12 protein-coding genes are annotated in these 13,519 nt (G+C 25.1%); 5 read left to right on the forward strand and 7 right to left on the reverse strand.

The genetic code is table 11. From position 1 onward, the window contains the following. Window positions 1-508: 508 nt before the first annotated feature. Entirely contained in the window at window positions 509-2,485 is a 1,977-nt protein-coding gene (locus CRU95_RS14420; protein WP_129101822.1) for a hypothetical protein, read from the forward strand. 74 nt (window positions 2,486-2,559) lie between these two features. On the opposite strand, the gene CRU95_RS14425 is transcribed toward CRU95_RS14420, so the two are convergent. The 6 genes from CRU95_RS14425 to CRU95_RS14450 all read right to left on the reverse strand — a co-directional run bounded on the left by CRU95_RS14425 (window position 2,560) and on the right by CRU95_RS14450 (window position 7,595). Continuing rightward, window positions 2,560-3,441 (reverse strand): hypothetical protein, encoded by an 882-nt coding sequence (locus tag CRU95_RS14425; protein ID WP_129101823.1) that lies wholly within the window; start codon window positions 3,439-3,441, stop codon window positions 2,560-2,562. A gap of 1 nt (window position 3,442) precedes the next feature. Then, window positions 3,443-3,574 (reverse strand): endonuclease, encoded by a 132-nt coding sequence (locus CRU95_RS14430; protein ID WP_129101824.1) that lies wholly within the window; start codon window positions 3,572-3,574, stop codon window positions 3,443-3,445. Window positions 3,575-3,900: 326 nt separating this feature from the next. Beyond that, the gene (locus CRU95_RS14435) at window positions 3,901-4,773 is read right to left on the reverse strand and encodes a hypothetical protein (protein ID WP_129101825.1); all 873 of its coding nucleotides are present in this window, start codon (window positions 4,771-4,773) and stop codon (window positions 3,901-3,903) included. After that, the gene (locus CRU95_RS14440) at window positions 4,766-5,605 is read right to left on the reverse strand and encodes a hypothetical protein (protein WP_129101826.1); all 840 of its coding nucleotides are present in this window, start codon (window positions 5,603-5,605) and stop codon (window positions 4,766-4,768) included. The genes CRU95_RS14435 and CRU95_RS14440 overlap by 8 nt, the downstream gene beginning before the upstream one ends. Next, complete coding sequence (locus CRU95_RS14445; RefSeq protein ID WP_129101827.1) at window positions 5,598-6,530, reverse strand: hypothetical protein; 933 nt, start codon at window positions 6,528-6,530, stop codon at window positions 5,598-5,600. The genes CRU95_RS14440 and CRU95_RS14445 overlap by 8 nt, the downstream gene beginning before the upstream one ends. Next, window positions 6,531-7,595 carry a DUF6765 family protein gene (locus CRU95_RS14450; RefSeq protein ID WP_129101828.1) on the reverse strand — a complete coding sequence of 355 codons (1,065 nt, stop codon included), beginning with the start codon at window positions 7,593-7,595 and terminating at the stop codon, window positions 6,531-6,533. A gap of 166 nt (window positions 7,596-7,761) precedes the next feature. Here CRU95_RS14450 and CRU95_RS14455 point away from each other — a divergent pair, with 166 nt between their 5' ends. From CRU95_RS14455 to CRU95_RS14470, 4 genes are read left to right on the forward strand one after another with little or no spacing between them, the layout of a single operon-like run. Then, the gene (locus CRU95_RS14455) at window positions 7,762-8,460 is read left to right on the forward strand and encodes a hypothetical protein (protein WP_129101829.1); all 699 of its coding nucleotides are present in this window, start codon (window positions 7,762-7,764) and stop codon (window positions 8,458-8,460) included. 4 nt (window positions 8,461-8,464) lie between these two features. Continuing rightward, window positions 8,465-9,616: a hypothetical protein gene (locus tag CRU95_RS14460; protein ID WP_129101830.1), complete on the forward strand. Its 1,152-nt coding sequence runs from the start codon at window positions 8,465-8,467 to the stop codon at window positions 9,614-9,616. Beyond that, window positions 9,609-11,717, forward strand: a complete 2,109-nt coding sequence (locus CRU95_RS14465; protein ID WP_129101831.1) for a Mov34/MPN/PAD-1 family protein — start codon at window positions 9,609-9,611, stop codon at window positions 11,715-11,717. Before CRU95_RS14460 ends, CRU95_RS14465 begins: the two co-directional genes overlap by 8 nt. Before the next feature lie 60 nt (window positions 11,718-11,777). Then, window positions 11,778-12,620 carry a hypothetical protein gene (locus CRU95_RS14470; RefSeq protein ID WP_129101832.1) on the forward strand — a complete coding sequence of 281 codons (843 nt, stop codon included), beginning with the start codon at window positions 11,778-11,780 and terminating at the stop codon, window positions 12,618-12,620. 73 nt (window positions 12,621-12,693) lie between these two features. Here CRU95_RS14470 and CRU95_RS14475 read toward each other — a convergent pair whose 3' ends face one another. Next, a complete protein-coding gene (locus CRU95_RS14475) occupies window positions 12,694-13,434 on the reverse strand; it encodes an endonuclease (protein ID WP_129101833.1) in 741 nt (246 codons plus the stop codon). Window positions 13,435-13,519 lie beyond the last annotated feature (85 nt).

Consider the following 13,519-nt stretch of genomic DNA (forward strand, 5'->3'; position numbering starts at 1 on the left):
ATTATATTGACTATTACACTATCACTCATCCAATTAGAAACTTAGATGAAAGTATCCCCCCTGATTAATATGTACTTACTTACATCTTACAAATGAGTATTATTTAACCTTTGAAATGACTCAGCTTAATTATTAATTTATTGTTAATATTAATTTAATTTAATTAATACTAAAATGACAACAGAGAAAAGAGATAAAAGCTATTTTATCCTACTAGTTAATTTAAATACGTCAGAAATATTTAAATTCACTTTTACCTCACTCACTTAACCTATTTGGCTAATAGGCAACAATAATCGAATTGAATTAATACTGTTAGATTAAATATTCTAGCAGTATTTTAATTAATCTTTTAAATACTTTCTAAAGACTTTGGAAAAGTTATTCTTTGTGTCATTTATAATAGTTAATACAGCCAAATATCAAATAGTGCAACTAAATATTTTAATAAGATTGATTGATATTTTTTATTTTGATAAACTAAATAAAATTATTTATAAGTGAAAATATGAAGTTAATTAGAAAAAGATTAAATAAAATTAATGTATCTGAATGTAAACAAAATATACTTTCAGAAAATGATTTAATAAAGAAATTAAAGTCATTATTAGTCTCAAATTGTTTAGATGATAAGTTAGATTTTTATATGTTAAATGATGAAATACAACAAAAAAAGCTGGAGTATTCTTTATTAAAGCCAGTGAATAAAATATATTTATCTTTCATAATATATGTAAGTGATGTCATAAATAGAGTATATGACTTGAAAAATTCAAAGTATGTTGACTTATGGGAAGAAGCATATGTTATATATGTAAACAATAAAAAAGATTATTCTTTAAGTCATCATTTATTTCAAACAGAAAATTTATTAGTTAATTCAATCTTATACTTTAAAAAATATAGGATTAAAACTCATGTTGGAAAAGTTGTTATTGATAATACAATTAAACAAATTTCTAATGAAATTAATAAAAATATAATAAAAATTGGTCCAGAAAACGTTTTATCAAATATATTTGAAGAACAAATTAAAAGAAATAGGTATAAAAGATTTCATATGCCTAAAAAAGTTACTATGGGTGGATTTCCAGAATTAGGAATACCTTTTAATTATTTGATTAATTTATCAGTAAAGAATATAACAAAAAATATAACAAAAAAGAATGCATATGAAAAAAAAGATTTAGAACATTTATATACAATTTCAAAACAATACTTAGCTTTATTTCAAGTACAAGACTATGATGTTTTATCACATATGAGTCTCGGAAATTTTACTTTAGAAAATCTTTACAGACAACTATCATATGATAACATTTTTAGATTTAATCAAATTTCAGATGATAACATATTGAAAATCCTTAATAATTTATTTTTGAATATTAATTATGATGAAATGAAAAAGAAATTAGGGTTTTCATTAGAAGAATATATATCATTGTTAAAAAGAGTTATAGCTCTATCACCAAAAGAAGGCCCAATCTATTTACTTTTTAATCTATTTTCAGATCATGAGTTAAAGATTCTAAATTTAATTTCTCATCATCAAAAAATAAATACAAAGTTTATATTACCAACCGATGTCAAAATGATTACATTTAATGATAAGCCATTAATTAAATTAATTGATTCATTTTTATTGATAGATTTAAATTATTGTTCTTGGATATTTTATGAAGTGTTATTAGAGTTATTATCTACAAACAATGTTTCTGTAACAAGAAAAAATGCAAATCGAATAAATAGTAATATTGGTTTTAATATAGAAGATTTTTTAATAAAAGAATTAGAAAATAAGAAAATAAATATTCATTATGGTAGATATTCCGAGAAGAATGAATGTGATATAGTTGTTGAAGATAAAAAATCAAATGCTTTAGTATTTCTTGAAATTAAGAAAAAGAATTTTACAAAAGAATCTAGAAGTGGAGATTTAAATTTTGTTGCATTAGATTTAGTTGAATCATTTGTTTATGCAATGAATCAAACTTATAGGCATGAACATTATCTAAGAAAGAATGGTAAAATTAAATTTATAAATGGTACAAATAGTGAAATAATATATAACAATCAAAAAATTGAAAGAGTTGCTGTAACATTGTATGATTTCCAAAGTTTGACTCAAAATAGTATGGCATTAATAGAGTGGTTTTCTGAACTTATTTTTATAATTGATAAATCATTTACTCCTAACACATATCAAGAAAAACGTATTTTAAAACAATTTAAGAAAGCTAATAAACAATTAGATTTATTAAGAACTAATATAAAATTAATGTCTAAAGAAAAAGAAGAATATAGATCCAAAAGAATGAATTCAAAATTAGTTTCTTTAGAATATATTCTTTTCTTATTAGAATATATTGATGATGAAAAATCGTTATATGATATGCTAGTTTTTAATAAGCCTATATTTTATGGTAGTGGTGATTTATATGCTGAGTTTTTATCATATTATAAATTAAGGGCTAAAAAAGAGTAGTTGTTTAGTAATATTTTTATTATTGTGGTATTCTTCTTTGAATTGGCAATATCAAAACTATTATATACTTTTATTTAAGATATTTGCATTTTAAGAATATATATTGGGATATATTTATACTCCTGATCAAAATCAAATACTTTGTAGTTATCACTTATTTTTGTTCTAGAAATTAATTCTATTTTTGCATTAGATGCGAATAAAACTTCAATTTCATGTCCAAAATTAGAGCTATCTTTGTCAAATACAAATACTTTTGTTAAAGATTCTTTAACTTCTATGACTAATAAGTCAATATATCCATTATCATATGCTTTATTACCATGCTCAGCATTTCTTAAAGCAACAATGGGGTTTAATGTTGTTGAAAACGGACGATTAGTAATAATAATTTCTTCATATTCCTTCCATCCACCACCATGAAATAAAACCTGTTTAGGACTTAAGTAGTGTCCATGCATATTTATTGCTTTATTAATAGAATAGTAACTATTAGGGGGATACGCTTCTTGATAATTTATTAGACATTTTGGAGTATTTTTAGGCATCATTTTAATCCAATATTTATATTGCTTACTTTTATCTAAAGTTTTGATAACAAAACTATTTAAATAAGGACAGGCTGGCTTTTCAGCTGCATATTTAGCTGCGTCAATAGAAGAACTTATACTATACTGTAGTTTATCATCTATTCCAAAAATCATTCTTTTATTTTTTTTAAAGTACTCACTCCATTCATCTTCTGTTAGCTTCTTTTTTGAATAAATTTTTAATGGATCTTTATATATATCAATAATAGGAAGTATTTGAGAAAAGTCCTTATTAAAGAGAATTTTGTACTTAATAAAGAATATTTGATAAATTGAACAATTATATTTTTTTGATAATAAATCGATATTTACTTTTTCCTTATTATTATGAGCTTTTAATAGTTCTTCTTTTAGTTCTAGATACATTTTACCTCACAAAAATATTTGTATTTAATTGAATCTTTTCAATTCTCTTATTTCTCTCAATTTCCCATTCATCAACAGGATCTAATTTATTCCAAGCATTAAAAAGTTGCTTTTCTTGTTTAGATATTTTCATTCATAAGTATCTTCAAAAGAAAAGTAAGTTCTAGCTATATTACCTCTAATATTCTAAGTAATATTGAACACTTGAACACTTGAATATTAGAACTAAATTAGTAATAATATATAGTATAAATTTAAATATTTTTACTAAAAAACTTATTACTAAGTAGTATTGAATATTAATTATATAAAGTAACTAATTAAAAAAGTATTATTATATGTAAACATAATTACAAAACCTACAGGTAAATTAAAGGCAAGATCAAAGGCAAGATTACAAAGATTGGTTTTAGATAATATCTATGGAATTTACATAAATAATATTAAATACTTGAATATTTACTTTTGGTTCATTGCTAAGAAGTTTTTAAATAAATTAGTTGTGTGGTTAACTAATTGTCTTATTTCTATATAGACTTTTTCCATTTTTGGGATAAAATCAGCGGCATTATTTAGATAAGATATTATTCTCTTGTCATTCTCTAGAATAGATGTTTCTAAATCATCTTTATCATAATAAAGAAATAAATCACTAAAATATCCTTTTTCTATGTTATGTAGAGAAAGTCTTTTGATAAGATTATAATTAGCACCAACTATATGCATGAAGCATTTATCAATATATAATTCATAGCCATAAAAAGATAGTTTACTGTTGGTTTCTTCAATTAAATCAAGCAATTCATAGTTTATATTAACTTTTATAATTTCTACATTATTTATTTTGACTTCATCATAACATATTGATTGAAGATAAATACCCATTGCAGTTCGATGATTTCCTTGTGTAGCAATAAATTTTTCTATACCATCCCTATCAATAAATGACATATAAGAAATTGGATCATCTTGTCTTATAACTGGTGCATTAAAAAAATATTCTGGATTACTTGCAAGATAAGCAAAAATTCTTTTCATTCTTTTTGCTTCATTAATTATCATTTGGACAGGAGATTGTTTTACATAATCACAATGGTCACCACCTAAAACATTTTTAAAATTGATAGTTTCTTTTTTTTCACTATTCCAATACATTTTTCTGTAATGACTTTCAATAAACTCTGATTTTCTACTTGCTTCTTCGTTAGTTTTAAATGCTTTCTTATCAACAAAATGTGTTAAAAGATATGACTTAACTACTTTCGATTGTTCTGTATAATCAGAAATATCCTTGAATGTTTTTAGGGTAGCAATTAATTCTTCTTTATTCATTCTTCTTTACCATATAATAGTTTTCATCTTCTATTTTATATCTGACCATACATATTTCCTTGACTTCATTTATGAACTCAACACATATCTTATTTAAATTTCTCAACACATTAATATCGGTATTAATCGAACATATCCAAATATTTTTTTCATTCTTTTTAATTTCATCAGAATTAATATGATAAAATATCATTGAAGTTTTAGGCTCTGGAACGCTTTTTATGTGGATTTTTTTTATAATATCAATTTCTTTGTTAATATCGTCAATAATGCCTTCTTTCTCTTCAAAAGAACTATTTCCATGAGCTAATATATTTCTTAATCCTCTTAATAGTTTTATAATTTTCCATCTTTTTAAATTTTGGATATTTAAATTCTTTTCTGTAATAATTGATATATATTCAACTGCTTTTAACATGTCAGTAAATTTTCCACCTGTATTATAATCAGGGGGTATTTTTTCTTTTTCTTTTTTTTGAATAATAAAAGATAAATTTACTAGAGTTTTTTCAATATAAGCAAGATGCTTAACGATTAACGATTCAATTATAATTCCAGAAAATAAGTCTAAGTTTATATATGGCTCACTTAAATTATATTCCATCATTTGGCCAAATGTTACATCTGGTGAATGTACTTCATGTAGTGGCTTATCATATTCTCCACTCGCTTTTAATTCATTAATTTTTACGTTAAATTCATCATCAACTGTTTTAAAGTCTTTTTGATAATTTTTTATTAATATCTCTATACAATCTCTTAGATAATCAAATTCAGAACCTATTTGTTTAAAATAGGTTTTATTCATAAACTTTGTTAATGAATCAGTCATTATTAACCTTTAAACTTATATGTTTTGTCTGTATTTTTATATATCTTATAAAGATTTTCTTTAATAGTTTACTATATATTAAAAGTTTTCCTAAATAAGTACGTTTTTTTAATTTTATTGCTGAGTATGTACTATCCAAAAATTCTTTTATATAAGTATCATTTTTAGAAATTGATTCAGTCATTCTATCTATATTATAAGTAAAATTTTCTTTTTGATAACACTGTTTTGTTCTTTTATCTTTAATATATAATTGGGTAATAACTCTATACTCTTTATAAAAGGTATCTTTATTAAAATTCCTATAGGTAACTTTTAATTCGAAAAAAAAAGGTTTTATTTTATTTGTAAAGTCTTTTATCAAATTAAGCTGTTTTTGATCAATTTCATAATGAGTAATAGGACAATTATTAATATAAATTGTTTCATTCTCTATAATTTTATTTAAATACATTCCTAAAATTGTTCGATGGTTTCCTTCTATACAAATATACTTTAACTTATTTTTTGTATCTTCGAATGACATAAAAGAAATGGGATTGACATGAGATTCAATTTCTTGAGAAAAATAGTATAAAGGTTTATCACATAAACAAATTAATGTACTACTTTTAAGTTTTCCTTCTAAATCTTTTAATAAATGTAAAGGTGTCTTATCTTTATAGCAATCTAAACGTGAACCTATAACTTTATCAAAATTAATATTATTATTTTTAGAAAAAGATTTAACTTTATAATTATCATTTAAATAACAATACTGTGAATAAGCTTCTTTAAAAGATTCAAAAGAATGCTTATCACTATCGTATAATGAAACTAAAAAAGATTTTGTTTCCATTATTTTAGAAGTTACATCTGTAAAACCTTTAGAATTTATACATTTAATCGCATCTAAAAAATATTCTTTATTAATATTTATATCCATTTATGAAACAATAATTCCATATTTTGGAAGAATATTATTAACAATATCAAATCTATGTGCTTTTAAAGCAACATGAAAATTTCTCCAATGGCTATTAATAAAGTCATTAGTATACGTAAATAATTCTCTACCCGTATCTTCAGCCAACTCTTGCTTAATTGCTTGATATTTCCAAGAATTAATCCCTTTTGGAATATATTCAAGTTTTTCAGAACCAAAGGAAAAATCACCTCTATCAATAGACTCAATCCAATTTTGAAGTCTAACTTCTTCATTATCATCTTTAAAATTTTCTAAATTATTTTTAATTTGTTCAAAATCTGATTCATTTTCATCATTTACAGTGCCACCTAATTCTGATAATACAAGTCCAAGTTGACCGTATAAGTTATAACATGCCTTCATAAATATTTCTAAATTATCTCTTTCTACCTTATTTCCAAGTCCGTTTGTATAGCTCCATTTTAAAAAAGGCATATCTGGACAAGTTAATGCTGCACCATGTCCCATTGGAAAGGCATTACTCAATGCTGAAGCTTTAGTTTTATTAAAAAAACTCATACTATAGTTAGAACATTCAAGGTTTTCAACTTTATTTATATCATGGACTACGCCTGCAAAACCTTGGTGTGCAAATGTATCGGCAAATACATGCATAGTAATTCCAACTCTTTGTAAAAAATGAGGTTTATCAATATCTTTCAAACAAGCATCAAGCATATCTACTGCAATTTGACTATAAGGTTTACAAACTAATTTATTAATAAAGCCACCTTTTGGATTTTCTCCTGCTGATAATCCATCATTACCAGGAAGGAAATGAAAAGGCACCCATACTAAATGGTTTTCATGTGCATCAGTATAATATTTTATATCATATGCTGTCATAGTATGTGCAGAACTTATTCTACTAAACATTGCTCCATTGTCAAACTTTGCTATTCCACTATTTGTAGCATCATCCACATATTGAGCAGAATAAGCAATAATTTGAGCTCTTTCATGTTCAAAACCTACCATCCTTGCTAACGTATATGTTAATGTAAAATGTCCGTCTATTTGCATAATATTATTCCTTTAGTACTAACATGTAATTTAATTGTATTAACAATATTATTAATATATAATTAATTTCAGTTAACATAGAATATATTACATTCTGTTATATTTTTACATAGTTATAATAAAAGATGTTAATATATCAGCAATTTATATTTTATAAGGAGTTTTATTGCCAAATTCATATACAGTTTCTGCATTATATATACCTGCATTTATTTTACTTATTCCTATATATTTAATATTTCAAATGCATGAAGTCAATATAATTGAATTATTTAATAAACTTGACACACTAAATTTAACATGGAATGAAATATCTATTTCAAGTAATTTAGTTCTTTGGATTTTTCTTGCAAATTTAATAAGATACATTGGAAAGCATCAATTAGAAAATAAAATATTTAATTTTGGGAGAACATTCCCAACAACACAATTTTTAAAGAAAAAATCAAATATCCTTTCACAATCATTTAAAAATAGAATATTTGAACTAATTTATAACGATTTTAATTTTGATATATCTAAACTCAATAATATGAATAAAGATGAAGAAGAATTAGAATTAAAAGATTATGTAAGTCAAATTAGAATAAAAGTTGGTAAAGGTACATTAACATTTAATCATAATGTACGATATGGTCAAATAAGAAATTTTATTGGTGGCTTATATATAATTTTACCAATATTAATTATTAATAGTATATACATTTTTTATATTTCAAAATATGGACTTATTGAAAACACACTATTAGTTATAAATTTCTTATTTTTTCTTATTTTTTTATTAAAAAAAACTATCATTATAAAATATGCAGATGAATATGCCAATATGCTTTTTAATGATTATATTAATTTACAAAGGAGTTAGAAGTATGGCTTATTCAAAAATGACATTTTTACCTGTTGACAATGGAAACATGGTCTTGATTAAATTAAATGATTCTAATAAAACTACGATTTTATATGACATGTATATTCGTGAAAAAGCATGTGATGAAAATGATGATAGTTATGATGTGTTAGGCTATTTGAAAAATAATTTAAACAAAGATGAAGAAGGTAGACTCTTTGTTGATGTTTTTATTTTGTCTCATCATGATGATGATCATATTAGAGGTTTTCAGAATCATTTTCATACAGGTGATATTAAAGAATATATAAAAGACAGTGATAAAATTTACATTAAAGAGATTTGGGGTTCTTCAAGATTTTTCAAACGGGCAGATAAATATAACACATTAGAAGCGAATGCTAAAGCATTTAATACAGAAATGAAAAGAAGATATAAACTTCATAAAGATAATAAAGTAATTCAAGAAGAAGGTAATCGTATTATTATTCTAGGAGAATCAGAAGATGACAAAACTGATCATGTTCAAGATATTGTATATAAAATAGGTGATACGATTAAGAAATTAAATAATAAAGATATAAGTTCAAAAATTGAAATAGAACTATTAGGACCAATAGAGCAACAAGATGGTGAAGCTGAAGATCTTTATAAAAGAAAAAATAGAGGAAGTGTAGTATTACAATTAAATATCAAAGAAGGAAACTATACTAATCAAATTCTACTTACTGGTGATTCAGGAGCAGATGTTTTAGAGTATATGCATGAAATTTATCCTCTATCTTCTTTTGAATACGATATTTTACAAGCACCACATCACTGTTCTAAATATTCTATGTATAATCAAATTGGGCAAGGAGAGAATAAAATATGTGAATTATCTGAAACTGCATTTGAGATACTTTCTCAAGCAAAAACAGGTGCTAAGATTATTGCAAGTTGTAGAGAGTTTGGTAACGAAACTCCTCCTCATAATGAAGCAAAAGAAAAATATGAAGAGATTGTAGAGATTTCAAACTTCTTATACACTGCAGGGCATAAGAAAAAAGGCAAAGTAGAGCCAATTGAGTTAGAATTTACACAAGAAGGTCATAAAGAGCCTGTAGGTTTAACAAAAAGCAAAACTGCTGCTGCAACAATTGGTTCAGCAGGGGAAGCACGTGGGCATGGTTAATATTAATTTTATTAACCTTGCATATAGCTATACTCATAAATCTGACCATATAAGTAGTGTTAGTGAAATCAAAATTGATGAAGCAAATAAAAAAGCTTCATTCACAGCAACCTTTGTTTTAAAATTTCCTAGTGCCATTACTGATAAAGAAACAAAATTTGGAGTCAGACAAAAGGAACCTGTCACATTTGAGTTTTCTGAACAATTCCCATTAAAAGCTCCTTTTATTACATTAAGGAAAGATTTTCCAAGAGTATTTGAACATATTAATCCCAATAAAGATGTGGTAAATCCTTGTATTTATGAAGGCGATCTAAATGAGTTATTACAACAACCAGGTTTCTTTGATGAAGTACTTGACCAAATGGCTACATGGCTTGACAAAACAACTACTAATAGTTTATTTAATAGAGACCAAGGTTGGGAACCTATGCGAAGTGATGAACTTCATGGTATTATTGAGTATCCAACAAGTGTGGTTGAAGAATTTATAAATACTGGTATTAATATTGCGGGGATTTCATATAAGTTTAAAAAAGAAAAATTTAAAGTAACAATTGAAGAGTATAAGCCAGAAAGCTTAAATAATACGGATACTTCAGCATTAATACCATTTATAAGTGAGGATATTGCAGAACAATATTATCCAAACTCTATAAATATTTATCAAGATTTAGTTGATTTCTGTAAAAAAGTTCATATTCCAGATTTAGATAAATACTTAGTTGAACATTACAAGGTTTTACAAAGACTTTCTTTTGTTTTTGTGACTCTGTTTGTTAAACGACCTGCAAAAGTTATTGGAACAAACTTAGATTGTGAAATAATGAATTTTGCAATCAATGTAAAAACACTTAAAATAACAAAGACAGCAGCAAAAATACAATATGGAGCAAAGGTTTATACATTAGGAACTATTGAATGCCCTTCAAAAAATTTATTGGCTAAATTTTCAGGACTTAGTACAAAAAATATCAAAAAAGGTATGACTATTACTCAAATTGGCTGTGGAAGTTTAGGTTCAAAGATAATTATGCATTTAGGACGTACAGGCATTACAGATAATATTAATTTAATCGATAATGGGGTATTTAGTGCTCACAATCATGCACGCCACGCTTTGTGTAATACAAAATATTTATTATCTAATTATAAGAGTGAATTATTATTTGCAGCCTTAAGCGAAATGGGTTTAGAGAATGTAAGACATTCAGAAAATGATATTAAAGATATAAAAAAACTAATTAAAGAAAATCAAGTTTTAATCGACTCAACTGCTGATATATCTGTTAGAAACTTTTTAGTTGATGATGAAATTAAAAGTGAGGTTATCTATACTGTACTTCATAATTTAGGAACTGTTGGTTTGGTATTTATTGAAGGTAAAGACAGAAATGTGAGGATAGATGACATTGTTATAGAGTTTTATCTCTTATGTTTTCACAATGACACATTATCTCAGCTTATTTGTACGAGTAATGTACAATATCAAACAGTTGGACAAGGATGTGGATCCTTAACCACCATTGTATCTGATGCAACCATTTCTCTTCAAGCTTCAGCTATGGCAAATATTATTCAAAAACGATTAGAGAATGGTTCAAGTGAATTAGGAGAACTTTATATAGGAAGTATTGAAAATAATATAAACATAAATTGGCAATCATTAAACATTAATACTCCAATGATATTACATGATGATACTTATGATATGCAAGTAAGAATTTCGCCAAGAGTTGTTAACAAAATTAAAGAAGAATCTAGCATACATTTTCCTAATGAGACGGGAGGCGTACTTATTGGTCATATTTCTTTGATTAATAAAACTTTTACAATAGTTGAACTTATTGATGCACCAGCTGATAGTACTAGAAGTCCAGGGTATTTTAAATTAGGTACATTAGGCTTACTTGAAAATATAGCTAACTATGAAGAAAGAACAAATGGACTATTAACCTATATTGGTACATGGCACAGTCATCCTCAAGGTGGTGGAGCTTCTAGAACTGATTTCAATATGAAAAATAAGTTAATTAAAGATAGAGAAGATTTTCCTTCTGTATGTCTTATTTATAGTCAAAAGAAGTTTTTAACTTATTAATATAAAAAGCAATATAATTATAAAGATGACAGCTTATAATTATTGATAGGAAAACAAAAAATGTATTTTAAATTTAAGAGCAAAATACTTAAAGGACTAATTGGAAATAGTGTACATATTAATGATAAACTCATCGTTCATGGTTTCACTGCTGGAAAAGGGTTTGGAACTACTGCATTAACATTTCTTGTAAAAAAAGCATTTAATATTCATAGATTTCCTTTGTGGGAAGACCGCCATTTTACGGAAGAATTTAATAGAAAAAATACTTATGCTACTCTTGATAATATAATACAACATGATGAATTCATAAATTCTATTGATGAAATGGTTGAAGAAATTAAAGAGATATATACTACTACTCAAACTAAATTAAATATTCAATATCCAAACCAAAGCCATGTAAAATTATATAGAAGTTTAGATCATGAGTATGGAGTTATTTTACTTCAAATGAAAGAAGAAGCTTCAAAAAACGGTAATAGCTATATTGAGATTGGCACTGATATATTAAATAGTTTTACTGATAATCGTGGTAAATATGGGATGATTGCAAAAATTACAATTGATGTACCTAAAGAGGATATATTATATTATGATGAACTCTTTAATGATATTATGGAATATGATGAGTTTGTTGTGATGAATAGAAGAATGGATGGGCTTTTAAAAATTCCAATTGATTGTATAAGAAAAAGTGTCAATAGTTTTGATATTTATGATAATAGTTGGTATAGCAAACATATGCATCAAATATTTGGAGTAAAGAAGTATAATGGAAAACATAACTTTATTAATTTATCATCGTGTATACATATAAAATTCTTTAAATTAAATACTAATAGAAAGAAAGATGGGTTCATAAAAAAAGTTTTAAAAAAATTAGCACAATGTGGGACTTAAAAAAATTAAAATCACCTTATCCCTAAATATAATCAAAAAAGCAAAGATTCATAATAATCAACATTTTGACATTTTATTTTATGAATCTATTCAAGTTTTCTAGAATAGATTCAATTCTCTTATTTCTCTCAATTTCCCATTCATCAACAGGATCTAGTTTATCCCAAGCATTAAAAAGTTGCCTCTCTTGTTTAGATATTTTCATCCCATAAGTATCTTCAAAATAAAAATAAGTTCTTGCTATATTACCTCTAATATCATCTTTAGGTTCAGCACGTCTTGCTTTAAAGTCCACTTCAAAATCTATATCTTTTCCATAGGCTCTTTTTTCACCTTCTATAATTCCATATCTAAAATTAGACCTATCAGCATTTAGTTCACCAATAGCAGGTACTAGATTATGCATATCAGCTTCCATAAGTTTAAATTGCTTATTTACTTTAGAACAACACTTTCTTCCTTTATAGGCTTTACCATTACTTTTAACACATTGAGAATCACCTTCTCTCCAACATGTAAACTGTCTTCCAAAGTTTTCAGCAGGAATCACATGTTCCCATTCAATTCTTCTTGCTCTTTTATTTACTTTTCCAGATTTAGTATATTCATTTCTAGGAGTATAACCACATGATTGTCTATCAATCATATTGTTCTTATCTTTATAGCTATATTTACAATTAGCATAGAATGTAATTTGATGGTCTTTGTATATTTCTTTTAATAGTTTTTTTGATTTTGAAAAGGAATCAATTGTTGAGTTTGCTTGAGCAAAAAGGGAAAGTAATAATATTAAAATTAGTATATATTTTTTCAAAGAGTACCTTTTAAGTAAAATAAATATAAAAAACTTGTAATATAATATTAAAATAAATATAAATAATCACATAAAACTAGGGAAT

The sequence above is a fragment of the Arcobacter sp. F2176 genome (assembly GCF_004116465.1).
GTDB classification, from domain to species: Bacteria; Campylobacterota; Campylobacteria; order Campylobacterales; family Arcobacteraceae; genus Arcobacter; species Arcobacter siniprincipis.